Source organism: Azoarcus olearius (genome assembly GCF_001682385.1).
Classification (GTDB): Bacteria; Pseudomonadota; Gammaproteobacteria; order Burkholderiales; family Rhodocyclaceae; genus Azoarcus; species Azoarcus olearius.
The window spans coordinates 584,910-611,192 of sequence record NZ_CP016210.1 but is presented as its reverse complement, the minus strand read 5'-3'; the positions used below and the strand labels follow the sequence as shown (position 1 = coordinate 611,192).

Here is a 26,283-nt window from a genome sequence, read left to right as displayed (position 1 = left end):
TCACCCCTTCATCCCGGCCGTCAGGCCGCCAGCCTCTCGGGGCTACGCTCCGCAGTACGCGGGGAGCGAACGTTACTTCTGGCGGTAGAATCGGCGTGGTAACGCGAGGGCCAGATGGTTTCGGGTTCCACACCGATAGCCGCGGCAATGAGACGCTCACCCTTCGGCCACTTGCGGTGGAGCGCGTGCACCAGGGTGGATCGGGAGGCGTATCCGTGATGCGCAGCCAGACGAGCCAGCGACCACCCGGCTTTGCGTAGCGCGCAGACGACATCTGCGCTGTGCCAGTCCTTCTGACTGGCTTTTTTGACGGCGGTGTTTTTGCTCATGACTAAACCCTGTTGGCGGGGTGTGTGTAGTGCATGAACCAATTTACTCTAGTTTTCTCTTGTTGTGCAAGAGCAAACTAGAGGCCTGCCTTTCTTCTTCCGATTCTCTTCCGGTTGGCGCGAGTGAGATCGGCTAACGCGTTATCTGCAATGCGTTGAAAAAAAAGGCTTTGATATGGAATCGGAAGTTCCGAAGAAGATCGGCCGGCCTGTTCCGTTTCTCGTTCCTGGATTCGGAACTAGAGTAAAGGCGGCCGCCGACACCCTGGGAACAAGAAAAAAGGCAGCCGAAGCGATGGGCGTCTCGCCGGACATGGTTCAGCGGTACATCCGCGAGGAGAGCGCGCCGGGCTTGGAGAAGCTGGAACGTTTGGCCGGCGCTTCGGGCTATCGGTACCGCTGGTTGGCCTATGCGGAAGATCCAGCGCAGGAGGCACCGCCCGCCACGGCAGCTTGGCTGGACGGAGCAACGCTGGGGCAGCGCCTCAGGATGGTCCGAGCAGGGGTGTTATGTATGGACCTTCCGCAGTTCGCCTCCCTCGCGGGGCTTACCTCCGGCGACGTTGAGCGCATGGAGCGGGACCTGGAGGTGCCGCCAGCGAGCCACCTCGACCTGGTGGTTGAGCTATCGGGCGTGCGGAAAGAATGGCTGGAATGCCGGGTGCCGCCGATGTTTGAGGTGACGGACCCCTTGGTGCGCGGCGTGGTCGATGCGCGGCTGAGACGCGATAGCGTTCGCAGCACCGGAACCGGCGAGAGCACCCGCTATCTGAGCGCCCTTGACCGCGCTGTCGAAGGAATGCCGCGCTCTGCAGCCTTAGCCGGTGGCGCTATATCGGTGGACCTACTGGTTCAAGTGGTGACGGCCATCGAGCAATGGCAGGAAGCCAATCGCAGCAAGGTCCGCATCTCGCCAGCTAAGAAGGCGGCGCTGATAGCGATTGCATACGCACACTTCGAAGGTAAGAAGTTCGAAGAGCGTGATATGGCGCACATCTTCAGGCTGGTGGCGTGACGTTGGCATCATGCCGGGGTCGTAACATTCCCCGGCCATGGATGACGATGACCTGATAGACCTACTGCGCGACGCCTTCCGCGATGCGGGCACAGCGATCAACATCGGCGGCACTTGGGTCGCCCCTACCTCAGACGATCTTCCCCGCGAGTCAGCGAACGACGCTGCGTGGCCGGACCATCAAGAGCAGAACGGCTCCAAAGTTGTGCCATTAATTGCGCGAACTCGCGCGGGATCGGCGCGAAACGTTCATTTCCCCGCGGCCGTCGCGATTCCGCTCACTTCCGGTCTCCACGCGGCCTCCGGGCTCGTCGCGGCTCCCTTCTCCCTGTGCCAAAACGATCACCCCCCCACAGCCGCACTGCCCGGCCTGTCGCCCCACCCGAACCCCCGCCGTTGATCGCCGCGCTGCAGGGCGTGGCACGCCCCGCCGACCGAACGCAGAGACGCGGCGCCTTCACCGGGCGACACCCGCCCGTAACCAGTCCCAACATTTTCACCGCCGGTCCGCCGCGCGTTAGGCATTAAGCTGGGGGCTTCCCTTCCCCTGCCAGACCGATGAGCCGACGCACGCGCAAGTCTCCCCTCGGCACTGCCTTCCAGCGCACGCTGCGCTCGCTCACGCGCGCAAGCGTACGCGCGGGCACCAAGGCGCTCGATCAGGCCGCGCGTATCGCGGCGGAGCACGCGCGGCCGCCGCCTGGCCAGGGTGACTGGATCGCCGGCCAGGCACTCGGGCCCGCGGGCGTGCGCCGCTACTACCTGTTCCGCCCCGACGGCATCACGCGCACTCAGCGCGTGCCGCTGATGGTGATGCTGCACGGCTGTGGTCAGACGGCGCGCAGCTTTGCGCTGAGCACGCGCATGAACGCGCTCGCCGCGCGCGAGCGTTTCCTGGTGCTGTACCCGGAGCAGGACCGACGGGCGAATCCGCAGGGCTGCTGGGAATGGTTCGGTACCGCCACCCGCACCGGCCACGCCGAGGCCGCCACGCTGCTGGCGGCGATCGAGCAGGTCTGCCTGCTCTACCCGGTCGACCGCGACGCGGTCGGCCTGACCGGCATTTCCGCCGGCGCCGGCATGGCGGCGCTGCTCGCCACCTTGTACCCGACGCGCTTTCGCGCCCTCGTGATGCATTCCGGCGTGCCGCCGGGCGTGGCGCATTCGCCGGCCACCGCGATGGCCGCGATGCACGGCAGGCGCACACCCGACTTCGCCACCGTGGGCGCGCAGCAATGGCCGCCGCTGCTGGTGATCCACGGCGACGCCGACCGCATCGTCGCCAGCGGCAATGCGCGCGCCGCGGTGCGGCTGTGGGCGGCCGCGCATGGCGCGCGTGAAGGCGAAACCCGGCGCCTGCAGCGCGGCCGGCGCTACCCCGCCGTCGTCACCGACTACCACGCCGGCCGCCAACTGGTGGCCAGCCTGTACGAGGTGCAAGGCCTCGGCCATGCCTGGAGCGGCGGCGCCCAGCGCCAGCCCTTCAGCGACCCGGCCGGACCCGACGCCTCGCGGCTGGCGTGGTCCTTTCTGCAACGCCAGCTGCGGACGGCGGCGCGCAGCACGCCCGCCCCACGGACACGGGCACGCCCCGCCGTACTGGCCCGCCCCCGGAGTTAGCCATGCTGCATCTCGCCATCGTCGATGACCACGCGATCGTGCGCGCAGGCTTTCGCGAAATGCTTGCGACCGAAACCGACCTCCACATCGTGTTCGAGGCCGCCACCGGCGAGGATGCGCTCGCGCGCGTCGCCGACACCGGCTGTGATCTGCTGCTGCTGGACCTCTCGCTGCCCGGCCAGAGCGGTGTCGATGTGCTGCGCACCTTGCGCCGCCGCGGCGATTCGACGCGGGTGCTGGTACTCACCGGCTTTCCGGAGGACCGCTATGCGGTGGCGATGATCCGGCTCGGCGCCGACGGCTATCTATGCAAGAACTGCGAGCGCGACGAGCTGGTGCAGGCGATCCGCACGATCGCCCAGGGCCGGCGCTATCTCAGCGCGCGCACCGCCGAACTGCTGGCGGGTGAAATCGCCGGCGATGGCAGCGGCGCCGCGCACGAGCAGTTGTCGGAGCGCGAGCTGCAGGTCTTCCTGCGCCTCGCGCACGGCGAGTCGGTATCGGCAATCGCTGACGCCCTGCATCTCAGCATCAAGACCGTCAGCACCTACCGCAGCCGCGTGCTGGAAAAGCTGGACGTCACCAGCAACGCCGAACTCGCCACCTACGCCATCCGCCACGGCCTGATCGTGGCCTGATCCGCTCACGCCGCCAGCGCCAATTCCGTGCCGCGCGCCGCATCCAGCGGCAGCGCCGCGGCGATGCGGGTGCCGGCGCCGGCCCGGCTATCCACACTGAAGCGGCCGGCGAACATCTGCACCCGGTGGCGCATGCCCGCGAGGCCGTGGCGGCCTGGGCCGCACGCGGCAGGGTCGAAGCCGGCGCCGTCGTCCTCCACCTCCAGCCGCACCGCGCCCCGCTCCACCCGCAGCCCCAGTCGCACGCGGCGGGCACCGGCATGGCGGCGGGCATTCGTCAGCGCCTCCTGCGCGATCCGGAACAGCGCCAGCGCGCATTCGGGCGCCAGCGCGGGTTCGTCATCGGGCAGCTCGGCGCTCACCGCGGTGCCGTCGCTGTCGGCCAGTTCCTCGGCGAGCACGCGCAGCGCCGCGACCAGCCCCAGCTCCTGCAACAGCGGCGGACGCAGGTCGCCGATGATGCGGCGCTTGAGCGTGATGCCGCCATCCAGCGTGCGCAGCAGCCGGGCGTGGCGCGCCTGATGGGCGGGCGCCATGTCGCCGCCCAGTGCTGCCGCATCCATGCGCGCGGCCGTCAGCAGTGCGCCGAGTTCGTCGTGCAGTTCGCGCGCGATCCGCTCGCGTTCGCGCTCCTGGCTGCGCGTCAGGTAGCTCGCCAGCGCACTCAGATCCGCCGTGCGCGCCTGCACCAGCGCCTCCAAGCGCGCGTTCTCGTCGCGCAGCAAACCCGCCAGCTGGGCACGCAGGCGCAGTTCGCGCCGCAGCGCGGCGTGCAGCAGGCCCAGCAGCAACAGCGCGCTCAGTGCAAGCACGGCGGCCACCGCGCGGGTGTGGCCGATATGGCGGGTGGACTCCTCCAGCAGAGCCTGGCCCTCGGCGGCCATGCGGCTCTTCAGGCCCGCCAGCGTCGTGCGGATGGTGTCCATGTAGCGCACGCCGTCCGACACCCCGGCGCGCCGGGGCGCCTCCTCGCCCGCGCCGGCGCCGCCCACCGCGTCGGCCAGTACGCGCAGCTTCAGCGTGATCAGGCCGGTGAGCCGCGCCAGTGCATCCTGGTCGCGTGGATCGGGGCCGACGTCCTGGCGGATCTCGTCGAGCGTGTATTCCACCGTCGCCAGGCTGTTCAGATACGGCGCCAGATAGTCGTGGTTGCGGCTCAGCAGGTAGCCGCGCGCGCCGCTTTCGGCATCGACCAGCTGGATCAGCATGCTGTCCAGGCGCGCAGTGCGCGCCGCCTGCAATTGCATCGTCTCGAGCGCCTGCAGGCCCGCGGCGGCCTGCCAGAAGCTCGCCCCGACCAGCGCCACCACCAACGCACACCCTACTGCCAGCAGCGCCGCGCGTGCGCGGTGGGTCACGCGCAACTGGCGCTCGCCCGCTATTGGCTTGGTTGAACCCATCTGTCCCCTCCCGTGCGGGAATCGTCCTACAGCGGATTCCGCACCCTCCGACAAACCCCTGCGTGCGCGCCGCCTAAGATGGAACGGAAACGCCGGGCAGGCCCCGCGGCTCTGCGAGCAAACGGGAGGCCCGGGCTGCGGTCGTCCATTCCACCGGAGGCTCACCATGACCATCCGCCACCCGCCCGTACATGCGGGCGCTCCGCCTGCGTCGGTGCCGCGCTGGCTGCGGCAGCTGGCGTGGCTGCTGGTATTCGCCACCGCCGCGGCGCACGGGCAAGGCGCCGCGCCGGACGAGTTGGTGCGCGGGGTCACCGACGAAGTGCTGACGGTGCTGCGGCAGGACAAGGACCTCAAGGCCGGCGACCGGGCGCGTGCGATCCGCCTGATCGATGAAAAGATTGCACCGCATTTCGACTTTGCCCGCATGACCGCGCTGGCGGTCGGCCCGCCTTGGCGCCAGGCCTCGCCACCGGAACGCGAAGCGCTGACGCGGGAGTTCCGCACGCTGCTGGTGCGCACCTACGCCAACGCGCTGACCGCCTACCGCGACCAGACAGTGCACTTTCCACCCTCGCCCCAGGCACAGGGCGACGACGTGGTGATCCGCAGCCAGATCCGCCAGTCCGGCGCGGCGCCGATCGGGCTCGATTACCGGCTGCGCCGCGGCGCGGATGGCTGGAAGGTTTTCGACGTGGCGGTCGATAGCGTCAGCCTGGTGACGAGCTACCGCGGCAGCTTTGCGGCCGAGCTGGCGAAGGGCGGGCCGCAGGCGCTGATCGACACGCTGCGCGAACAGAACCGTCGCTACGAGCCCGAGCGGCCGCCGAGCTGACGCCGAACGCGGGCAGCCCCCGCCTTCACGACAACGACCCACCGAGGAGAACCGCGATGATGAAAGCCCGTATCCTGCTGTTGAGCACGCTGGCGGCGCCGCTGTTGCTGGCGGCCTGCGACCGCCGCGACACCCCACCCGCGCCCTCGACGCCGCCCGCGCCGACCACCTCGCGCGATATGGCGCCCCCACCGCCGCCGCCAACCACGACGACACCCAGCACGCCTCCCGCCCCGACCGCGCCGGACAGCGTGCCGCCGCCGGGCAGCACCACGCCGCCGGGCAACACCCCGGCCGAACCGCCGGCCACCACGCCCCCGGGCGGCGCCCCGGAAGCCCCGGCGACACCGGGCGGCAGCGGCAGCTCGCGCTAAACCGTCGCCCCTCGGCCGGCGTGCGGAAACTCCGCCGCCGGCACCGGGCGCCCGAACAGATAGCCCTGCAACTCGTCGCAGCCGAACTCGAACAACTGGCGCTGCTGCAGCGGCGTTTCCACCCCTTCCGCGATCACCCGCATGCCGAGGCTATGGGCCAGCGCGATGATCGCCACCACGATGGCCTCGCCGCGCACGCCGGCGACCATGCTGCGCACGAAGGACTGGTCGATCTTCAGCGTGTCGATCGGAAAACGCTGCAGGTAGGCGAAGCTGGAGTAGCCGGTGCCGAAATCGTCGAGCGCGAGGCTGACGCCAAGCTGCTTGAGCCGGTGCAGCATTTCCTCCGCCTGCTCGGCGTCGCCCATCAGCATGCTCTCGGTCAGTTCCAGCTCCAGCAGCGCCGGCGGCAAGCCGGTTTCATCCAGGATCTCGGCGATGCGTGCCGGCAGGTCGGGCGAGCGGAACTGGCGCGCGGAAACGTTCACCGCGATCCGCAGCCGCCGCCCCGCCTGCTCCCACTGCCGCGCCTGGCGGCAGGCGGCGCGCAGCACCCACTCGCCGATCGGCCCGATCAGGCCGGTTTCCTCGGCCAGCGGAATGAAGCGGACCGGGGGCACCGCTCCCAGCTCCGGGTGCTGCCAGCGCAGCAGCGCCTCGGCACCGATCACCTGCCCGCTGCCGCCGTCCACCTGCGGCTGGAAGGCGAGATGCAGTTCGCCGTTCTCCAGTGCCGAGCGCAGCGCGCCTTCCAGCTGCAGGCGGTCGCGCACCTGGATGTTCATCTCGGCGGTAAAGAAGCGCACCACGTTGCGGCCCGCGGCCTTGGCCTGGTACATCGCGATGTCCGCGTGCTTGAGCAGGGTATCGCCATCGCCGCCGTCGCGCGGATACAGGCTGACACCGATGCTGCAGGTGACGAAGAAGCTGCGGTCGTCGAGACGGAAGGGTTCGGCGAGCGCCGCCTGCAGGCGCCCCAGGATGCGGAATGCATCGCGCTCGTCACCGAGGTCCGGCAGCAGCACGACGAACTCGTCGCCGCCCTGGCGCGCCGCGGTATCGCCATCGCGCAGCACGGCGGCAAGGCGGCTTGCGGCCTGGCGCAGCAGTTCGTCGCCCTGGCGGTGGCCGACGTTGTCGTTCACCACCTTGAAGTGGTCGAGGTCGATGAAGGCGACCCCGAGCAGGCGCTCGTGGCGGCGGGCAGCGACGATCGCCTGCTCCAGCCGGTCGTCCAGCAGGTAGCGGTTGGGCAGCCCGGTGAGCCCGTCGTACTTCGCCTGACGCTCCAGCTCGCGCAGGTAAAGCACCCGCTCGGTGACGTCCTTGACCACGCACACCACGTGCGCATCGCCCGCGGCCCGCACCGGCGCCAGCGCGCATTCGCACCAGAACGGGCTGCCGTCGGCGCGTTCGCCCTCGACCTCGAGATGGGTCTCGCGGCCGCACACCAGCGCCACGCCCAGTTCGGCCAGCGCGCCGGGCGCAAACACCGTCAGCGCCGGGGCGGGCGCATCCACCAGCAGCGCGCGCGCCATGCCGAGGATGCGCTCGGCGGCCGGATTGACATCGCGGATGCGCGGCCCGTCGTCGCCAAGCGCGAAGATCAGCACGCCGTCGCTGGAAGATTCGATCGCACGCTCACGCAGCCGTAGCGCCACCTCGGCCTCGCGGCGCGCGACCGCGGTACGCTGGGTGGCGATGCCGAACGCGAGGTCCTCCGCCAGCTCCTTCAACAGCGCGGTGCCCGCCTGATCCAGATCCCCCGGCCGCGCCGCGCCTATCGTCAGCGCCCCCAGCACACGCTCACCTTCGCACAGCGGATAGGCGATCAGCGCGCGGCAACCGGCGGCCTCTGCGGCGGCCCGCAGTGCGGGCGGCACTGCACCCAGGTCATCGACCAGCACGGTGCGCCGCTCCGCGATCGCCCCCACCGCCGGCGCCAGATGCGAGGCGTCGGCCCGTGCCAGCGCCGCGCGGAACACGTCGCCGCCGCCGTGTGTGGCGACGATGCGCGGCGCCTGCCCGGGCATGTCGAAGGCGATGCAGGCGAGGCGGAAATCGCCCACCTGCACCAGCACTTCGCAGATCCGCCGCACCAGCTCGTCCTCGCTGGCCGAATGCACCAGGGTTTCATTGCCGCGGCTGAGCGTGCGCAAGGTGCGCTGCAAGCGCAGCATCGGCGCAACCACCATCGCGCCGATCGCGCAGTACAGCGCCACGATCAGCGTCAGCGCCATCACCGCGGCGGTGGCGAGCATGGCCCGCCGCATCACCAGCGCGCCGCGGCCGAACTCGTCCTCGTAGCTGCTCGCGCCGATCACCCAGCCGAGCGCCGGATAGCTGGCAAATGCCGCAAGCTTGGGGCGCGACACGATCTCCCCGCGGGCCGGATTGCGCCACCCATAGGCGATGACACCGTCGCCGCGCTCCAGCATTTCGGCGATCACGCTGCGGCCGGCGTTGTCGCTGTCCTGCAGCGGGTTGCCGCCCTCCTGCTCGGGATGGACGATGAACCGCCCATAGGTGGGCCCCGGCGTGGCGTCGAGCACGAACACATAGCCGCTGTCACCGATCGTGAATTCGCGCAGGCGGCCGCGCAGGCGGGCAAATTCGCGCACCAGATCGACGCCGACGAAATACATGCCGACGGTGGCACCGGCGGCGTCGCGCGCCGGGATCAGCTCCAGCAGGTAGCGCGCACCGGCAAGTTCTAGCATGCCGCGCCAGCGCCGCCCTGCTTCCAGCGCCGACACTGCGTCCGCCGGCAGCGGCACCACGCGCCCGGCCGGCAGGGTTGCCCCGCTGGTGGACAACACACTGCGAAAACCCGCGTCGCTGCGCAGTGCGATGCCGGCGATAGTGCCCGCCACGTCGTCGCCGAAACGCGCCAGTTCGGCGCCGGCGCCTTCCACGGCCTCGCCCTGCCACAACAGGCGGGTGCCGCGGCGCGCGTAGATGCCGTCGAAATGCAGCGCCATGGCGTCGGCGACGCGGGCGACGGAAGACTCGACGCTGTCGTGATGGGTGGCGACGAGGTCGCGCACCAGCGTGCCGAAGGCAACCAGCTGGGCGCGGGCTTCGTCCTGCGCCTGGCGTTCCAGGTAGGCCGCGGCGGACAGCACGAAGGGCAGGATGACGGCGGCGACGATGACGATGACCACCGCCGACAGTCGTGTGCGCAAGCCTTCGTGTACCGCTCTGGCCATCTCCGTCCTCCGGATGGGGTGCCGTGTTCCGGAATGGAGACGGCGCGCGTCCCGCGGCGCCGCCGGGCCCCGGCGTACGCATGAGGAATATCGGGATACGCCGGCAGTTTATATAAAAACAATGGATTGCAGCATGATTACCCGGAACGGGCGACGTTTTGCCCGATATCACCTTGGTAAGGCGCCGCGGGCGGCCCGTCCACGACCCGGCCAATGTCGGATAAGCGACACGACATCCACCGGATTGTCGTGATTGCGCCCACCAAGCCCGCGTGGTCGCCGCGCTGGGGCCGCGCCCCTGCTGGCACGGCGCTTGCGGGACGCGACGTCGTTTACACGACGCGCTGCGCGCCCCGCCGCTTTGGACTCCCACGATCAAGCCCCCGCCGCCGCGGCCGAATACACTCCGCCCGAAAACCCCTGCGCCGAGTGCGAACTGCGCGAGGACACGCTCGCCCGCGGGCGCTGCGGCCCCGGTGACGCCTGTCTGTTCGTCTACAGCGGCCGTCAGATCGACCGCTTCCTGGCGCGCAATCCGGAATGGGCCGAGTACTGCCTCGACGACCCGTTCTGGGAGCGGCGCGCGATTGCCGTGCGTTATGCGCCGCTCGAAGCCGCGATGCGGCTGGAGAACGACGAGGACGAGGTGGTCCGCCGCGCGGTGGCGGTACGCGCCCACGGCGATGTGCTGGTGCGCATGGCGCGCGACCCCGATCGCGAGGTGCGCATCACCGTGGCCACCCGCATGCAGCCGGCCGATCTCGCCCGCCTGATCCGCGACCCCGACTACGGCGTGCGCATCCATGTCGCCCGCCGCCTGCCGCACGGCCAGCTGCCGCAGCTGCTCGACGACCCCGACCCCGCGGTGCGCAAGGAAATCGCCCGCCGCCTGCCGGCCTTCGCGCTCGGCAAGCTCGCCCACGACCCCGACCCCGAGGTGCGCGCGCTCGCCGCCGAGCGGATGCTGCCGGACGACGCGGCCCGCATGCTGGCCGATCCCGAATGGCTGGTGCGCGCCGCCGCGGTCCACCAGGCCCCGCTCGATGCGCTGCAGGCGGTGCTGGACGACCCGGAGCCGGACGTGCGCCAGCTCGCCGCCGAACGCCTGGCCGCAGGCAACGCTCACTGACGCCGCCGCTGGCCGGCCACAGCCAGCACCCGCAACAAAGGATCCGCCATGACCGACGCTACGCTCGACACCTCCCGGGACACCGCCCCGACGGCCGCCGCGACCAGCCAGAACATTCCGCCCAGCCTCAGCGAAACGCTGTTCAAGCTGTGTGCCGAGACCCTGCCGCTGCCCGGCCATGCGACGCTGCTGGACGGCCTGCGCAAGGCGGGCGGCCCCGAGTTCTCACCGCGCGTGTCACGCGGCGGCTGGTTCCGCCCCGGCCGCATCCTCGATGCCGAGGGCAACTGCGTGGCCGAGGACGCCCTCGCCTGGCTGGAGCAGGCCTGGCTGGAAGCGGACGAGGACGGCGACAGCTTCCTCGAACGCCACGCCGAGGCCGGCTACGTGCTGACGCTGCAGCAAGGCGTCAGCCACTATCTGGTGGCGCCGTGGGGCAAGGGCGCGGCCGAATTCCTGCAGCTCGAAATCGAGGAACTGCAGGAGGTCTCCAGCCATGTGCTCGGCGCCGGCGGCGAAACCCCGCTGACCGCCGAGGCCCTGCTCGACCGCCCGCCGCGCGCCCCGGCACCGACGCCGCTGGGCGAGCCGCGCTACCTGCTGCGCCGGCTCACCGACATCGCCCAGTTCGTCGGCCGCATCCAGGAGCAGGCTGGCAAGCCCGCCCCCATCCTGCGCTTCCTCGCCGACTGGCAGGCGAGCAGCGCCGGCCAGCAGCGGCGCTTCTGCGACCACTGGGTGCTGGCCCTCACCGAGCATCTCGACCGCTACCACCAGACCCGCTACGGCGCCACGCCGGTGGCCGCGCACGCGCCGGTCTGGACCGGCATCCCCGCCAACCGCGGCACCGTGCTGGCGCGCGAACTGCACGACTTCGACCGCGCCGCGGGCTACGGCTTCGCGTGGTATTTCCACATGGTGGGCGGCCGGCGGGTGCCGCGCAGCATCGCGCCGGTGATCGCCGCCGACCTCGCCGACGGCATGGCCTACCTGCCCGAGCGCGACGCCGCCCTGGTCCTCGCCTGGGTGCGCGAGGCCTACACCGCCTGACCCTCCCGCGGCCGCCGTCGCACTGCGGCGGCCGGCCGTGACCTGTCGTGTCGGGCGCAGCACATTGTCACCTTCACGACAACCCGACGAAGCAGAATTCGACCGTCGAATCAGCAACTTGCAATGCACGTCGGAAACGGCACGGTGCTTGCTGACCGAAGGACATCATTGCTGACGGAGTCCCCACCGTGAAAGCCTCCGAAGTCGCTGCCCTGCTCGACGAACCCGCGTGCACCCACAACAAGAAGGAAAAATCCGGTTGCGCGCGCCCCAAGCCCGGCGCCTCGGCCGGCGGTTGCGCCTTCGACGGCGCCCAGATCGCGCTGCTGCCGATTGCCGACGTCGCCCATGTGGTGCACGGCCCGATCGCCTGTGCGGGCAACTCCTGGGATAACCGCGGCACCAAGTCGTCCGGCCCCACGCTCTACAAGATCGGCATGACCACCGACCTTTCGGAGCAGGACATCATCATGGGCAAGGCGGAAAAGCGCCTGTTCCACGGCATCAAGCAGGCGGTCGAGCGCTACAACCCGCCCGCGGTCTTCGTCTACAACACCTGTGTGCCGGCGCTGATCGGCGACGACATCGAGGCGGTCTGCAAGGCCGCCGCCGAACGCTGGGGCGTGCCGGTGGTGCCGATCGACTCGGCCGGCTTCTACGGCACCAAGAACCTCGGCAACCGCATCGCCGGCGAGGCCATGGTCAAGTACGTGATCGGCACCCGCGAGCCCGAGCCGCTGCCGCCGGAAGCCATCCCGCCCGGCATCAAGGTGCACAACATCAACCTCATCGGCGAATACAACATCGCCGGCGAGCTGTGGTATCTCACCCCGCTGTTCGACGAACTCGGCATCCGCATCCTCTGTACGCTGTCGGGCGACGCCCGCTTCCACGAAGTGCAGACCATGCACCGCGCCGAAGTGAACATGCTGGTGTGCGCCAAGGCGATGATCAACGTCGCCCGCAAGATGGAAGAGCGCTACGGCATCCCCTGGTTCGAGGGCAGCTTCTACGGCATCACCGACACCTCGGCGGCGCTGCGCGAGATCGCCCGCATCATCGGCGACGAAGACCTGATCGCGCGCACCGAAGCCGTCATCGCCCGCGAGGAAAACCGCGTGCGCGGCGAACTCGACGTCTGGCGCCCGCGCCTCGAAGGCAAGCGCGTACTGCTCTTCACCGGCGGCGTGAAGTCGTGGTCGGTGGTGTCCGCGCTGCAGGACCTCGGCATGAACGTGGTCGCCTCCGGCACCAAGAAATCCACCGAGGAAGACAAGGCCCGCATCCTCGAGCTGATGGGCGACAAGACCATCATGCTCAACAGCGAGGGCGCGCGCGACCTGCTCAACGCGGTGTACGAGCTGAAGGCCGACATCCTGATCGCCGGCGGCCGCAACCTCTACACCGCGCTCAAGGCCCGCCTGCCCTTCCTCGACATCAACCAGGAACGCGAATTCGGCTACGCCGGCTATGAGGGCATGAAGGAGCTGGTGCGCCAGCTCGCGCTCACCCTCGAATCGCCGGTGTGGGACGCCGTGCGCAAGCCGGCGCCCTGGACCAGCAAGGCCATGGTGATCGCCGGGCCGGAACTGGGTGACAGCCCGGACGCCGACGACGGCAACGACGCCCACGGTCATGATCACGACCACGATCACGACCACCACCACGCGCCCGCCGGCGCTGCCGCGTAAGGAGCGCGCCATGGCCGAGATCATCCGTCACCCCAAGGCGCTGTCGGTCAGCCCGCTGAAATCCTCGGCGCCCGCCGGCGCCGCGCTGGCCTTCCTCGGCATCAACCGCAGCATGCCGATCTTCCACGGCTCGCAGGGCTGCACCGCGTTCGCCAAGGTCTTCTTCGTGCGCCACTTCCGCGAGCCGGTGCCGCTGCAGACCACCGCGATGGACCAGGTCGCCACCGTGATGAACGCCGACGGCAACGTGGTGCAGGCGCTGGCCACCGTGTGCGGCAAGAGCAAGCCCTCGCTGGTCGGGCTGGCCACCACTGCGCTGTCCGAAACCCAGGGCACCGACATCGCCCGCCTGGTCAAGGACTTCCGCGCCGACTTCCCGGAGTTCAACCACATCCCGGTCGCCGCGGTGAATACCCCGGATTTCGCCGGCTGCCTGGAAACCGGCTACGCCGCGGCGGTCAAGGGCATCCTCGATGCCACCGTGCCGCACACCGCCGGCACCGGCATCGTCGGCAAGCGCAAGAAGCAGGTGAACCTGCTGCTCGGCAGCCACCTCACGCCGGGCGATGTCGAAGCGATCAAGGAATGGCTGGAACTCTTCGGCCTGCGCCCGCTGGCGGTGCCCGACCTCGCCGATTCGCTCGACGGCCACCTGATCTCCGAGGACACCATCCCGGTCACGCTCGGCGGCACCCCGGTATCCGAACTCGCCACGCTGGGTGAAGCGGTCGCCACCATCGTCGTCGGGCGCTCGCTGAAGGGCGCCGCCGACCTGCTCGCCGAACGCACCGGCGTGCCCGACTACCGCTTCGACGGGCTGGTCGGGCTGGAAGCCTGCGACCGCTTCACCCAGACGCTGGCCGAGATCGCCGGCGTCGCCGTGCCGGAAAAGCTGGAACGCCATCGCGCGCAGCTGCAGGACGCGATGGTCGACACCCACTTCATGACCGGCCTGCGCCGCGTCGCCATCGCCGCCGATCCCGACCTGCTGCTGCAGACCGCGACCCTGTTCGCCGGCATGGGCAGCGAGATCGTCGCCGCGGTGTCGCCGATCAAGACCGGCAGCCTTACCGACGTACCGGGTGCGCCCCAGGTGCACGTGGGCGACCTCGAAGACCTCGAGGATCTGGCCCGCGCCGCACAGGCGGAACTCGTCGTCGCCAATTCACACGCCGCGGCCACGGCCGACCGCCTCGGCGTGCCCCTGCTGCGGGCCGGCATGCCGCAGTACGACCTGGTCGGCGGTTACTGCAAGACGTGGGTGGGCTACCGGGGAACCCGGCAGGCCTTGTTCGATATCGCCAACCTGGTGTTGCAACATCATGACTCCATCGCCCCACATCGATCCCGATTCAAGCTCGACCCCCAACCCGCGCCGGCGCCAGCTGCGGCTGGTGGGCACTGAGGAGGCCAAGCCGGTCATGGATGGCATTCGCGTCGCTTTCGCCAGCACCGACCGCAGCACGGTCAACCAGCACTTCGGCTCCACCGAGGCCTTCGCCATCTTCGAGGTCGGCCAGAACAGCTCGACGCTGGTCGAAGTCACCGAATTCCTCGACACCGCGCAGGACGGCAACGAGAACAAGCTGCCGGCCAAGATCGCCACGCTGGCGGGCTGCGCCGCGGTGTACTGCCTTGCCTGCGGCGCCTCCGCAGTCAAGCAGTTGCTCGCCGCCGGCGTGCAGCCGGTGCGGGTGGAAGAAGGCAGCGTCATCGACAACCTGATCGGCGACATCCAGGGCGAACTCGCGAGCGGCCCGAGCGGCTGGCTGGCGAAGGCGGTGAAGGCGCGCCAGCCGGTGGACACCACCCGTTTCGACGAGATGGAAGCCGAGGGCTGGCAGGAATGATGAGCCGCAGCGGCCGCGTCATCGCGGTCAAGGACGACCAGCTGGTGGTGCGCTTCGAAGGCGCTTCCGCCTGCGGCAGCTGCCGCGCCAACAAGGTCTGCGGCAGCGGCAGCACGACCGACCTGGTGCTGGACGGCGGCTGCGGCAGCCGGGTGGGCGACCAGGTCGATGTCGACGTCGATGCCGGCACCGCATTCCGCGCGCTGGCGGTGGCCTATCTGCTTCCGGTGGCGGGCTTTCTCGCCGGCATGGCGGTGGCCAGCGCCGGCGGGCTGGGCGACCTCGGCGTCGCCGGCATCAGCTTCGCCGGCTTGGGGCTGGGCCTGATCGCCTCGCGCCGCCTCGGCCGTCACCCTTCCCTGCAGCCGGTGCCCCGCCTCGCTGCATCCGAATTCAACGACTGACCCGCAAGGAGTACCACCATGATCACGATCGACACCAACACCGCGCCGGCCCCGGTGCTCACCCCCGAACTCGCCGAGACCGACTTCATCAAGGAGATGAACCGTCAGACGCGCGCGCTCGACAGCTACGGCACCTATGACGGCTGGCCCACCGACCGCGTGCTCGCGCCCTACATCCTGACCAAGGAACAGCGCCGCCAGATCCCGGTGGTGGGCGACCCGGACGACGTCACCATCTCGCGCGTCAAGGCCTTCCACAACGCCATCGCCGCGCTGATCGAGAAGGAATGCGGCCTGATGGCCGTGCCGATGATCCACATCTCGCACGAGGGCTTCGGCCGCGCGCTGATCACCGTCGGCAAGCTGGTCGTGCTCGACCGCACCCTGCGCGACGTGCACCGCTTCGGCTTCGAGTCCTTCTCCAAGATGAAGGACGAAGCCGACAAGCACCTCGCAGTGGCTTTGGAAATCGTCGGCAAGTATTCGGAAGTCGCCGGCCTGTAAGGAGAACACCATGACCGAAGAGGAAATCAAGGAACTCGAGAAGGAAGTGAAGAAGCTCAAGCGCATCTCGCAGGAGTGGGCTTCGCAGCTGCACGATCTGGTCGAGGACCGCCTGCCCGCGGGCTACGAGGAAATCCACGGCATCTCGCAGTCCACCTACGACGCCTGCAAGGCCTGGGCCGACGCCAACAAGCGCCTCATCGCCGCGACCGCCGCCGCGAACTGATCCGCCGCGCGCGCCCCGTCGTACCGCACAGGTCGGACCCCGGTCCGGCCTGTGTGCTGTTGACCCGCCCGACGCAACACGCCACACACCACGCTACCCGGACGGCCGCCCCGGCCCGCCGGGCAGCCGGAGGAAAGACCATGAGCGATATCACCGGCCTCACCCGGGGCGGCGCCACCTGGGTGCCGCAGTTCGTGCTCACACTCAACGCCAAGCGCTGCATCGGCTGCGGCCGCTGCTACAAAGTCTGTCCGCGCGACGTCTTCGAACTGATCGAACGCGAAAGCGACGATCTCGATGAAGACCTCGACGAGAACATGATGGTCATGTCGGTGGCCAACGCGCTGGACTGCATCGGCTGCGCCGCCTGCAGCCGCGTCTGCCCCAAGAACTGCCACACCCACGGCCCCTCGCCGGTGCAAGCCTGAGCACACGACATGGGCGTCATCTCACTGATCCTGTTCCACAAGCAATCCACCAGCGGCCGCCTGCGCTTCGCCCGCTTCGCCGACACCGTGGTCGCCGCCCGCGTCGAGGTCGAGGGCGACCCTGAAGTGGTCACCCCGCACCCCGGCGCGCTCGTCGCGCAGGCCGCCGGCCGGCTCGGCCTGCCCGCGGGCGAGCTGAAGGTCGAACCCGAGTTCCGCGAGCGCATGCTGGCACCGGGCGGCACGGCGTCGGTGTGGATCGCCGAATTCGCCTCGATCGACCCGCCCTTCGCGGCGGTCGAGCAGGCCGGCGGCCGCTTCGTGCTGCTGACCGAACTGCAAGGCATCCCCGACACCGAGCGCGACGTGATGCGCGCGGTGTACGAGCACGTGCTCGGCTGAACGCGCGCGGGCGGCGGCACGCGCTCGGCTGAACGCGCGCGGGCGGCGGCACGCGCCGTCGCCCGCCCTCCCTGCGCCGGCGGCCCCGCACGCCAGCGGCGCCGCCCGCCGGGCCCTCAGCCTACTTGTCGCAAAGTCGACAAGCCCCCCGACACGGCGCCTTCACGACATCCACGCCTTCTAATTTCTCCTGTTAATTCATTGCCTTGCGTTTGAGCACGCAGTGGCACAGGGCTTGCACCTAGATACCCGAAGCTAGCGTAGCCACCCTCTTCCCCAGGAGAACCGAACATGCTCAACCTCACGCCCACCGCCATCAAGGCCGTCAGCCGCTTCATCTCCTCCTCCGCCGACCCGGTCGTCGGTCTGCGCATCCACGTGCAGGGCGGTGGCTGCTCCGGCCTGCAGTACGGCATGAAGCTCGAAGCCGAAAAGGCGGAAGACGACGTCATCGTCGAAATGGAAGGCATCACCCTGCTGGTCGATCCGTTCTCGGCCCCGCTGCTGTCCGGCGTCACCGTCGATTTCGTCGATTCGCTGACCGGCTCCGGCTTCAAGTTCGAAAACCCCAACGCCACCGGCGGCTGCGCCTGTGGCCAGTCCTTCTCCGCCTAAGCCCAGTACCTGGAGACAGCCATGTGGGATTACTCCGATACCGTCAAGGAACACTTCTACAACCCGCGCAACGCCGGCGCGCTGGCCGACGCCAACGCCATCGGCGAAGTGGGTTCGATCTCCTGCGGTGACGCGCTGCGCCTGATGCTCAAGGTCGACCCGGCCAACGAGACCATCCTCGACGCCTCCTTCCAGACCTTCGGCTGCGGCTCGGCGATCGCCTCCAGCTCGGCGCTGACCGAGATCATCAAGGGCAAGACGCTCGAGCAGGCGCTCGAAGTCTCCAACCAGGACATCGCCGACTTCCTCGGCGGCCTGCCGCCGGAAAAGATGCACTGCTCGGTGATGGGCCGCGAAGCCCTGCAGGCCGCGGTCGCCAACTACCGCGGCGAAGAATGGAAGGACGACCACGAAGAAGGCGCGCTGATCTGCAAGTGCTTCGCGGTCGACGCGGTGATGATCGAAGAGACCATCCGCGCCAACAACCTGTGCTCGGTCGAGCAGGTCACCAACTACACCAAGGCTGGCGGCGGCTGTTCCTCCTGCCACGAAGGCATCGAGGAAATCCTCGCCAAGGTGCTGGCCGAGCGTGGCGAAACCTTCAAGGCCGCCCCGCCGCCGGAAAAGAAGGCGCCGGGCAAGATGACGACGCTGGAGCGCATCCGCAAGATCGAGCAGGTCATCGAAAAGGCCCGCCCCAACCTGCAGCGCGACCACGGCGACATCGAACTGGTCGACGTCGACGGCAAGAACATCTACGTGTCGATGAAGGGCGCCTGCGCCGGCTGCCAGATGGAAGCGGCCACCCTCGGCGGCGTCCAGGCCCAGATGATCGAAGCGCTCGGCGAACTGGTGAAGGTGATCCCGGTGAAGGCCACCGCCAAGCTGGCGCCCAACACCCTGCCCGCCTGATCCGCCCTGCCTGCCCCACCACCCGGCGGGGCAGGCCGCATACCCGCTGCGCGGCGGGTGTCCGCCGCGCAGCCGCAGCACCGACATTCACGAGATAAACCACCGCCACCGCCCCTGCAGCGCGCCGCCGGCCAACCCGGCAGCCCCAGTCCGGCGAACACGGTAGCCCCGCGGAGAGCACGATGAGCATCCCGAACCTGACCCCGATCTATCTCGACAACAACGCCACCACCCGCTGCGCCCCCGAAGCGGTGACGGCGATGCTGCCCTACTTCACCGAACAGTTCGGCAATCCGTCCTCGATGCACAGCTTCGGCGCCAAGGTCGGCCACGCCACCAAGGGCGCGCGTGCCTCGCTGCAGAAGCTGCTCGGCGCCGAGTTCGATTCCGAGATCATCTACACCGCCGGTGGCACCGAGGCCGACAACACCGCCATCCTGTCGGCGCTCAAGGCCAACCCGGAGCGCAAGGAAATCATCACCAGCACCGTGGAGCACCACGCCGTGCTGCACCTGTGCGAACAGCTCGAAAAAGAGGGCTACACCATCCACAAGCTCAAGGTGGACGGCAAGGGCCGGCTGGACCTCGACGAATACGCCAAGCTGCTGACCGACAAGGTCGCGGTGGTGTCGGTGATGTGGGCCAACAACGAAACCGGCACCTACTTCCCGGTCGAGAAGATGGCCGAGATGGCCAAGGCCGCCGGCATCCTGTTCCACACCGACGCGGTCCAGGCGGTCGGCAAGATTCCGCTCAACCTCAAGGATTCGGCCATCGACATGCTGTCGCTGTCGGGCCACAAGCTGCACGGCCCGAAGGGCATCGGCGCGCTCTACCTGCGCCGCGGCGCCCGCTTCCGCCCGCTGCTGCGCGGCGGCGGCCAGGAACGCGGCCGCCGTGCCGGCACCGAGAACGTGCCCGGCATCATCGGCCTTGGCGTCGCCGCCGAACTGGCGCTGGAGCACATGGAGCAGGAGAACACCTACGTCCGCGCGCTGCGCGACAAGCTGCAGGCCGGCATCCTCGCCGCCGTGCCCAACGCCTTCGCCACCGGCGACGTCGACAACCGCCTGCCGAACACGCTCAACATCGCCTTCGAATACGTCGAAGGCGAGGCCATCCTGATGCTGCTGAACAAGCAGGGCATCGCTGCATCGTCCGGCTCGGCCTGCACCTCCGGCTCGCTCGAACCCTCGCACGTGATGCGCGCCATGGGCATCCCCTACACCGCCGCCCACGGCACCATCCGCTTCTCGCTGTCGCGCGAGAACACCGAGGCCGAGATCGACCGCGTGATCGCCGCGGTGCCGCCGATCATCGCCCAGCTGCGCAAGCTGTCGCCGTACTGGGGCGAGAACGGCCCGGTCACCGATCCGGAAAAGGCCTTCGCCCCGACCTACGCCTAAGCCGCGCGCGCCGTCGCCACCCGCGACGGCGCCGCACCGGACCCGCCGCCTCCACCCGACGCGAACGACACCAGCCCAGGCCACGAGCATGTCTGCACCAGTCACCATCGACGACACCACCCTGCGCGACGGCGAGCAATCGGCCGGCGTCGCCTTCACCCGCGCGGAGAAGTGCGGCATCGCCCGCATCCTCGCCGAGATCGGCGTGCCGGAGCTGGAGATCGGCATCCCGGCGATGGGCAGCGAAGAGTGCGGCGACATCCGCGCGATCGCCGACACGCTCGCCGACGGCGGCCACGACACCCGCCTGATCGTCTGGGGCCGCCTCACCAGCGCCGACATCGACGCCTGTCGCAGCCTGCCGGTGCAGATGCTGGAACTGTCGGTGCCGGTCTCCGACCAGCAGATCCGCCACAAGCTCGGCGCCACCCGTGACGAGGTGCTGGCGCGGATCGCGCGCTGGGTGCCGGTGGCGCGTGAGGCGGGCTTCGATGTCGGCGTCGGCGGCGAGGACGCCTCGCGCGCCGACCCGGCCTTCCTCGCGGAGGTCATCCAGGCCGCCGAAGCCGCCGGCGCGCGTCGCTTCCGCTTCGCCGACACGCTGGGCATCCTCGACCCCTTCGCCACCTTCGAGGCGATCCGCGCGCTGCGCGCCGCTTCAAAGCTGGAAATCGAAATGCACGCGCATGACGACCTCGGGCTGGCCACCGCCAACACCCTGGCCGCGGTGCGCGCCGGCGCCAGCCATGTGAACACCACGGTGAACGGCCTCGGCGAACGCGCCGGCAACGCGGCGCTGGAAGAAGTCGCGCTTGGCCTGCGCCAGTTCCACGGCATGGGCGAGATCATCGACTTCACCCGCCTGCTCGACACCTCCGAAGCAGTCGCGCGCGCCTCCGGCCGCCCGGTGGGCTGGCACAAGAGCGTGGTCGGCGAAGGCGTATTCACCCACGAAGCCGGCATCCACGTGGATGGCCTGCTGAAGGACCCGGCCAACTACCAAGGCATCGACCCCGCGCTGCTCGGCCGCAGCCACCGCATGCTGCTCGGCAAGCACTCGGGCGGCCGCGGCGTCGCCGCCGCCTACGCCGGGCTGGGCATCGAACTCGACGCCGCCCGCACCGCCTGCCTGCTGGCCCGTATCCGCGAGTTCACCTCGCGCACCAAGCGCACCCCGCAGCGCGAAGACCTGCTCGCGTTCTGGGAAGAGCTGGAAGCCGGCAGCGCGCAGTGCGACGACCTGCTGCACGACCTGCTCGACACCGCTGCGGGAGCCTGACCATGAAGACCGAATCGATGAGCATGACCAACCCCGTCCGCGGCCCCGGCCTGTTCGCGCTGCTGCGCGAAGACGTGCGTTGCGTGTTCGGCCGCGACCCGGCCGCCCGCACCGTGTGGGAAGTCCTGACCACCTACCCCGGCGTGCATGCGGTGATGTCCCACCGCATCGCCCACGCGCTGTGGCGCCGCGGCTGGCGCTACCCGGCGCGGCTGGTGAGCTTCCTGGCGCGGGTGTTCACCAATGTGGACATCCACCCCGGCGCCCAGATCGGCCGCCGCTTCTTCATCGACCACGGCGCCGGCGTGGTGGTCGGCGAAACCGCCGAGATCGGCGATGACGTCACGCTGTACCACGGCGTCACGCTCGGCGGCACCACCTGGAACCCGGGCAAGCGCCATCCCACCCTGGGTGACCACGTGGTGGTCGGCGCCGGCGCCAAGATCCTCGGCGCCATCACCATCGGCAGCCGCGTGCGCGTGGGTGCCAACTCGGTGGTGGTGAAGAACGTGCCGGCTGACCGCACCGTGGTCGGCATCCCGGCCAAGGTGGTCAAGCGCGAATCGCCCATCCTGTCGGCGACCGACGAGCTGAACCTGGACCACCACGTGATGCCCGACCCCGTCGGCCACACGCTCAACTGCCTGCTCGACCGCATCAAGATGCTGGAGAGCGAGCTGGCCACGCTGCAGGCCGAAGGCAAGGCCGCGCTGGCGGCGGCGAGCGCGCCGCCCAAGCCGGTGCAGACCGTGTTCCCGCTGATCAACGCCAACCCGCTCGATTGCCAGGCCAACACCGACGCCGCCTGTCCGGAATGCGCCTGTCAGCCCGAAGCCCAGGAGGCCCGCTGATGGACCTGCTTCATTTCGACCCGCAGCCGCTGTATTTCGAAGACCCGCTGCCTGAAGGCGTGCACGACCTGATCGAGGAAGCCGGCCGACACTACGGCCAGCCGGAAGCGGAAGCGCTGCTCGCGCGCGCCGCCGCACTCGCCCCCGACCACCTGGTGGTGCTGGTCGCGCGCTACCGCTACTACTTCTACCAGCACCGCATCGTCGAGGCGCAGGACGTGGTGTGGCATGCGATCGGCGTCTCCGGCGCGCAGCTGGGCCTGCCGGCCGATGGCGCCGGGCTCACGGTGGAACTCGTCGCCGCTGCCGCGCGGGTATCGATGACGCTGACCCGCTTCTACCTGTCGTCGATCAAGGCCGCGGCCTACGTGAAGATGCGCCTGGACGAGATCCCCGCCGCGATCGCGCTGCTGCAGACGCTGGTCGAGATCGACGAAGCCGACCGCATGGGCGGCAAGGTGCTGCTCGACATCGCCCACGCGCGCCAGAACGGCACGTCCGACGACGAAGACGAGCTGGAAACCGAATCCATCCTCTGAACACCCTCACCCGGAGAACACACATGGACGAGCTGACCCTGGAAGAAGCAATGGAAGAACTGTCCTCCGCCGAGGACTTCCTGCAGTTTTTCGAGGTGCCCTTCGAACAGAGCGTGGTGCATGTGAACCGCCTGCACATCCTGCAGCGCTTCCACGACTACATCTCGCACAACCCGGCCGCCGAAGGCAGCGACGAGGCCGCGGTGCGCGCCCACTACCGCAGCTTCCTCGAACGCGCCTACAACGACTTCGTGGTCTCCAATTCCGTGCAGGAAAAGGTGTTCGCGGTGTTCAAGAAGGCCGCCGGCGAAGCCTTCGTGTCGCTGGATTCCATCCAGCGCTAGGTTGCATCAAGGAGCAGACGATGAAACCCGAATTCGATTACGGCGACCGCGTCCGCGTCACGCGCAACGTGCGCGACGACGGCACCTTCCCCGGCAAGGACGTCGGCGACCTGCTGGTACGCCGCGGCAGCATTGGCACGGTGATCGAGATCGGCACCTTCCTGCAGGACCAGATCATCTACACGGTGCACTTCCTCGACATCGACCGCATCATCGGCTGTCGCCAGGAAGAGCTGATCGGCGCCGACGACGAGTGGAATCCGAGCCGCTTCGAGTCGCGCGAGAAGGTCGTCGCCACCCGCAGCTTCGCGATCGATGGCGAGGTGGTGGTGCCCAAGGGCACCATCGGCGAGATCATCAAGGTGCTGCGCGACATGCCGGGCGGGGTGCATTACCACGTCTCCTTCCCGACCAAGTTTCTCTGTATCCCGGAGGCCTCGCTCGAAGCGCTGCCGCCGGGCACTGCAGTGCCCGAAACCGTGGCGGCCCCGACCGAGGCGGAAGAATCATGAGCGCGCAGGTGTATTACGAACTCAAGGCCGCGCTGGCGCTGTTCAGCAAAAGCCCGGGCGCGCTCGACGACGCCGAGAACGCGCGCGTGAAGGCGGTGGCGCGGCGCTACACCGAGATCGAATCGGTGGTGCTGGCGAGCAGCGAAGCGCAGGGCGTGTGCCTCGCCGAGGGCGCGGTGGACAAGGCCGTGGGCGAAATCCGCGGCCGCTACGAGGACGAAGGCGCCTTCGCGCTCGAGCTGGAGGCGGCGGGGCTGGACCTGCCCGGCCTCACCGCGGCACTGCAGCGCGACCTGCTGGTGGAAGCAGTGATGGAGCGCGTCGGCGCCCGCGCCGGGTCGGTCGATGAAACCGAGGCGGAGATCTTCTACTACGCCCATGTCGACCGCTTCCGCGCGCCGGAACGCCGCACCGTGCGCCACATCCTGGTGACGATCAACGACGCCTATCCGGATAACCGCCGCGAGGTCGCCAGCCGCCGCATCCACGAAATCTGCAAGCGCCTCAACAACAAGCCGGAGCGTTTCGAGGAACAGGCGATGAAGCACTCCGAGTGCCCCACCGCGCTCAACGGCGGCCTGCTCGGCGAACTGCCGCGCGGCACGCTGTATCCGGAACTCGACGCGGTGCTGTTCGAGATGAAGGCGGGCCAGTTGTCCGGCGTCGTCGAGTCGGAGATCGGCTTTCATCTGCTGCGCTGCGACGCGATCCAGCCCGAACGGGTGCTGAGCTTCGCCGAGGTGTCGGAATCGCTGCGCCAGCAGCTCACCGCCGAGCGCGGCCGCAAGGATGCGCGCCGCTGGCTGACCGAACTGCTCAAGCGCACCACGGCGGAGGCGGTGGCGACCAACTGACGCACGCGCCGCAAACGACAAGGGAGGCCTCCGCTAGGAGCGCCTCCCTTTGTTTTTTGCGCCGCGCCGCGCCGGGTTCCGCCGTCAGTGGCGGAAACGTCCCACCATCGCGTGCAGCGCTTCGGCGATCCGCTCCAGCTCGCGTGCGGAACTCGCGGTCTGCTGCATCGAGGCGCTGGTTTCCTCCACCATCTGCGCGATGCTCTCGACCTGCTGCGCGATTGCGTTGCTTGCGGTGCTCTGTTCACGCGTCGCCAGCGCGACGTCGCGGATGCGCGACAGCGTCATGCCGGCGCCCCCACGAATCTCGCGCAAGGACTGGGCGGCCTCCTGGGCAAGATCGACGCCGCGCGCCACCTGCGGCAGCGTGTGATCCATCGCCGCCACCGCGGTCGCGGTTTCGGACTGGATCGCGCCGATCATCTGCTCGATCTGCACCGTGGCCGCCGCGGTCCGTTCGGCCAGCCCGCGCACCTCGTCGGCCACCACCGCAAAGCCGCGGCCCTGCTCGCCGGCGCGGGCGGCCTCGATCGCCGCGTTGAGCGCCAGCAGGTTGGTCTGGGCCGCGATCTCCTTGATGACGTTGGCGATCGACGAAATCTCGCCGGCGCGGCTTTCCAGCGTGCGGATCTTCTGCGCGGCCTCGGCCACCGAGCCGGCGATGCGCTGCATCTCCTCGGTGGCATGGGTGACCTTGGCCTCGCCGCCTTCGGCCAGCGCCGCGGCGCTGGAGGAATTGCTTTCCGTGTCGCGGGCGCTGTCGGAGATGTGGTTGATCGACACCGTCATCTGCTCGATCGCCGCCGCCATCGACGACGTCGCATCGGCCTGGCGGTGCGCCGCCTCGGCCACCTGCTGCGACGCATGCACGATGTTGTCGGCATTGCCCTTGAGCTGCGCGGCGCCGCCCGAGATCTGGCTCACCATGTCGCGGATCGACTGCAGCATGCGGCCCAGTCCATCCAGCAGGCTGCCCTTGGGCGCGCCGCGCAGCTCCACCGTGAGGTCGCCGCCCGCCGCGCGCTCCATCAGCCCCAGCGCCTCGGCCGGCTCGCCGCCGATCTGCTTGAGGATGGAACGGCCCACCAACACCGCGATCACGATCATGATCGCGATCACCAGCGCGCCGAAGGACAAATCAGTCAGCAGACGGGACCCTACCTGGGCGTCCACGTCGTCGATATAGGCGCCGGTCCCGATCACCCAGCCCCACGGGGCGTAGCTCGAGGCATGCAACAGTTTCGGCACCGGCACGGTACCACCCGGCCGCGGAAAGCTGACGTCGACAAAGCCACTGCCAGCGGCCGCCTCGAGAGTCCGCCTGACCAGCGGCCGCCCGTCGCCATCGAGCAAATCGAGCTTGCTCTGCCCCTTCCATTCAGGCCGGAACGGGTGCATCACCGAGCGCCCCTCCATATCCCAAATGAAGAAATATTCGGCCATGCCATCCGCCCCGCCGTAGCGCAATCCGGCAAGCATCGCGGCAGCGCGCTCCTTGGCTTCATCTTCGGTGATCATGCCCTTGGCGGCCTGGTCATGGAACTGCACCACGACGCGCTTGGCCGCGTGCATGACCGAGACAAGCTGGAGTTGCCGCCCTTCGAGCAGGTCGCGCTTGACCGCCATCGCGGCGAACAGATTGGTGATGATCAGACCGACAAGGGCGGCGGCGACAAGCAGGCCGATGCGCGTCCTCAACCTGAGGCTGTTGAGCATGATGGGAACTCCGAGCACTTCGCGGGGCCGCAGGATGCGCCCTAAACTTGCTCTCGTCTACGGCTGGCGCTGATCTGACTTTAGTTAGCGAAATCCAACTCCGCCAGCATCCCGAACCCGCCGTGTACAGCGAAACGGCAAGCATCAAAAA

At 69.1% G+C, this 26,283-nt stretch carries 28 protein-coding genes; 24 read left to right on the top strand and 4 right to left on the bottom strand.

The annotated features are described in order from the left end of the window. Window positions 1-20 precede the first annotated feature (20 nt). Window positions 21-329: a helix-turn-helix domain-containing protein gene (locus dqs_RS21255; protein ID WP_084018183.1), complete on the bottom strand. Its 309-nt coding sequence runs from the start codon at window positions 327-329 to the stop codon at window positions 21-23. A 175-nt stretch (window positions 330-504) separates the two neighbouring features. Between dqs_RS21255 and dqs_RS02875 the strand changes: the two genes are divergently transcribed. From dqs_RS02875 to dqs_RS02865, 3 genes are all read left to right on the top strand, one after another. Beyond that, window positions 505-1,344 (top strand): helix-turn-helix domain-containing protein, encoded by an 840-nt coding sequence (locus dqs_RS02875; RefSeq protein WP_084018181.1) that lies wholly within the window; start codon window positions 505-507, stop codon window positions 1,342-1,344. A 558-nt stretch (window positions 1,345-1,902) separates the two neighbouring features. Next, window positions 1,903-2,964, top strand: a complete 1,062-nt coding sequence (locus dqs_RS02870; RefSeq protein WP_065339591.1) for an extracellular catalytic domain type 1 short-chain-length polyhydroxyalkanoate depolymerase — start codon at window positions 1,903-1,905, stop codon at window positions 2,962-2,964. Window positions 2,965-2,966: 2 nt separating this feature from the next. Next, a complete protein-coding gene (locus dqs_RS02865; RefSeq protein WP_011764304.1) occupies window positions 2,967-3,602 on the top strand; it encodes a response regulator in 636 nt (211 codons plus the stop codon). Between the two features lie 5 nt (window positions 3,603-3,607). On the opposite strand, the gene dqs_RS02860 is transcribed toward dqs_RS02865, so the two are convergent. Further along, window positions 3,608-5,002, bottom strand: coding sequence for a CHASE3 domain-containing protein (locus dqs_RS02860; RefSeq protein WP_065339590.1), 1,395 nt, complete (start codon window positions 5,000-5,002; stop codon window positions 3,608-3,610). A 166-nt stretch (window positions 5,003-5,168) separates the two neighbouring features. Here dqs_RS02860 and dqs_RS02855 point away from each other — a divergent pair, with 166 nt between their 5' ends. Further along, window positions 5,169-5,837: an MlaC/ttg2D family ABC transporter substrate-binding protein gene (locus dqs_RS02855; protein WP_011764302.1), complete on the top strand. Its 669-nt coding sequence runs from the start codon at window positions 5,169-5,171 to the stop codon at window positions 5,835-5,837. 56 nt (window positions 5,838-5,893) lie between these two features. After that, entirely contained in the window at window positions 5,894-6,211 is a 318-nt protein-coding gene (locus dqs_RS20640; RefSeq protein ID WP_157108132.1) for a hypothetical protein, read from the top strand. On the opposite strand, the gene dqs_RS02845 is transcribed toward dqs_RS20640, so the two are convergent. Further along, a complete protein-coding gene (locus dqs_RS02845; protein WP_065339588.1) occupies window positions 6,208-9,420 on the bottom strand; it encodes a bifunctional diguanylate cyclase/phosphodiesterase in 3,213 nt (1,070 codons plus the stop codon). The genes dqs_RS20640 and dqs_RS02845 overlap by 4 nt on opposite strands. Window positions 9,421-9,781: 361 nt before the next feature. On the opposite strand from dqs_RS02845, the gene dqs_RS02840 reads away from it, so the two are divergent. The 19 genes from dqs_RS02840 (at window position 9,782) to nifM (ending at window position 24,416) form a co-directional block, all read left to right on the top strand. Next, window positions 9,782-10,549, top strand: coding sequence for a 4Fe4S-binding leucine-rich repeat protein (locus dqs_RS02840; RefSeq protein WP_050976091.1), 768 nt, complete (start codon window positions 9,782-9,784; stop codon window positions 10,547-10,549). 48 nt (window positions 10,550-10,597) lie between these two features. After that, a complete protein-coding gene (locus tag dqs_RS02835) occupies window positions 10,598-11,599 on the top strand; it encodes a hypothetical protein (RefSeq protein WP_065339587.1) in 1,002 nt (333 codons plus the stop codon). A gap of 188 nt (window positions 11,600-11,787) precedes the next feature. After that, window positions 11,788-13,290, top strand: a complete 1,503-nt coding sequence (nifE, locus tag dqs_RS02830) for a nitrogenase iron-molybdenum cofactor biosynthesis protein NifE (RefSeq protein WP_011764297.1) — start codon at window positions 11,788-11,790, stop codon at window positions 13,288-13,290. Then, window positions 13,235-14,695, top strand: coding sequence for a nitrogenase iron-molybdenum cofactor biosynthesis protein NifN (gene nifN, locus dqs_RS02825; protein WP_236778726.1), 1,461 nt, complete (start codon window positions 13,235-13,237; stop codon window positions 14,693-14,695). The genes nifE and nifN overlap by 56 nt, the downstream gene beginning before the upstream one ends. After that, window positions 14,613-15,140, top strand: coding sequence for a NifB/NifX family molybdenum-iron cluster-binding protein (locus dqs_RS02820; RefSeq protein WP_011764295.1), 528 nt, complete (start codon window positions 14,613-14,615; stop codon window positions 15,138-15,140). The genes nifN and dqs_RS02820 overlap by 83 nt, the downstream gene beginning before the upstream one ends. Continuing rightward, the gene (locus dqs_RS02815; RefSeq protein ID WP_084018179.1) at window positions 15,137-15,544 is read left to right on the top strand and encodes a SoxR reducing system RseC family protein; all 408 of its coding nucleotides are present in this window, start codon (window positions 15,137-15,139) and stop codon (window positions 15,542-15,544) included. Before dqs_RS02820 ends, dqs_RS02815 begins: the two co-directional genes overlap by 4 nt. Before the next feature lie 18 nt (window positions 15,545-15,562). After that, window positions 15,563-16,048: a NifX-associated nitrogen fixation protein gene (locus dqs_RS02810; RefSeq protein ID WP_011764293.1), complete on the top strand. Its 486-nt coding sequence runs from the start codon at window positions 15,563-15,565 to the stop codon at window positions 16,046-16,048. Between the two features lie 10 nt (window positions 16,049-16,058). Further along, window positions 16,059-16,274, top strand: coding sequence for a CCE_0567 family metalloprotein (locus dqs_RS02805; RefSeq protein ID WP_011764292.1), 216 nt, complete (start codon window positions 16,059-16,061; stop codon window positions 16,272-16,274). A 140-nt stretch (window positions 16,275-16,414) separates the two neighbouring features. Further along, entirely contained in the window at window positions 16,415-16,702 is a 288-nt protein-coding gene (fdxB, locus tag dqs_RS02800; protein ID WP_011764291.1) for a ferredoxin III, nif-specific, read from the top strand. A 9-nt stretch (window positions 16,703-16,711) separates the two neighbouring features. Next, on the top strand, window positions 16,712-17,104 hold the full coding sequence (locus tag dqs_RS02795) for a hypothetical protein (RefSeq protein WP_011764290.1): 393 nt from the start codon (window positions 16,712-16,714) through the stop codon (window positions 17,102-17,104). A 291-nt stretch (window positions 17,105-17,395) separates the two neighbouring features. Then, window positions 17,396-17,719 (top strand): HesB/IscA family protein, encoded by a 324-nt coding sequence (locus tag dqs_RS02790; RefSeq protein ID WP_011764289.1) that lies wholly within the window; start codon window positions 17,396-17,398, stop codon window positions 17,717-17,719. A gap of 21 nt (window positions 17,720-17,740) precedes the next feature. Continuing rightward, window positions 17,741-18,631, top strand: coding sequence for a Fe-S cluster assembly protein NifU (nifU, locus tag dqs_RS02785; protein WP_011764288.1), 891 nt, complete (start codon window positions 17,741-17,743; stop codon window positions 18,629-18,631). 182 nt (window positions 18,632-18,813) lie between these two features. Further along, window positions 18,814-20,037 (top strand): cysteine desulfurase NifS, encoded by a 1,224-nt coding sequence (gene nifS / locus dqs_RS02780; RefSeq protein ID WP_011764287.1) that lies wholly within the window; start codon window positions 18,814-18,816, stop codon window positions 20,035-20,037. Window positions 20,038-20,125: 88 nt separating this feature from the next. Further along, window positions 20,126-21,316: a homocitrate synthase gene (nifV, locus tag dqs_RS02775; RefSeq protein ID WP_011764286.1), complete on the top strand. Its 1,191-nt coding sequence runs from the start codon at window positions 20,126-20,128 to the stop codon at window positions 21,314-21,316. Between the two features lie 2 nt (window positions 21,317-21,318). Continuing rightward, window positions 21,319-22,167, top strand: a complete 849-nt coding sequence (cysE, locus tag dqs_RS02770) for a serine O-acetyltransferase (protein WP_065339585.1) — start codon at window positions 21,319-21,321, stop codon at window positions 22,165-22,167. Further along, complete coding sequence (locus dqs_RS02765) at window positions 22,167-22,706, top strand: hypothetical protein (RefSeq protein ID WP_011764284.1); 540 nt, start codon at window positions 22,167-22,169, stop codon at window positions 22,704-22,706. The genes cysE and dqs_RS02765 overlap by 1 nt, the downstream gene beginning before the upstream one ends. 23 nt (window positions 22,707-22,729) lie before the next feature. Then, window positions 22,730-23,050, top strand: coding sequence for a nitrogenase-stabilizing/protective protein NifW (nifW, locus tag dqs_RS02760; protein WP_011764283.1), 321 nt, complete (start codon window positions 22,730-22,732; stop codon window positions 23,048-23,050). 20 nt (window positions 23,051-23,070) lie between these two features. Then, window positions 23,071-23,562 (top strand): nitrogen fixation protein NifZ, encoded by a 492-nt coding sequence (locus dqs_RS02755; protein ID WP_011764282.1) that lies wholly within the window; start codon window positions 23,071-23,073, stop codon window positions 23,560-23,562. Further along, window positions 23,559-24,416 (top strand): nitrogen fixation protein NifM, encoded by an 858-nt coding sequence (nifM, locus tag dqs_RS02750; RefSeq protein ID WP_011764281.1) that lies wholly within the window; start codon window positions 23,559-23,561, stop codon window positions 24,414-24,416. Before dqs_RS02755 ends, nifM begins: the two co-directional genes overlap by 4 nt. Before the next feature lie 84 nt (window positions 24,417-24,500). On the opposite strand, the gene dqs_RS02745 is transcribed toward nifM, so the two are convergent. Continuing rightward, window positions 24,501-26,132, bottom strand: a complete 1,632-nt coding sequence (locus tag dqs_RS02745; RefSeq protein ID WP_011764280.1) for a methyl-accepting chemotaxis protein — start codon at window positions 26,130-26,132, stop codon at window positions 24,501-24,503. Window positions 26,133-26,283 lie beyond the last annotated feature (151 nt).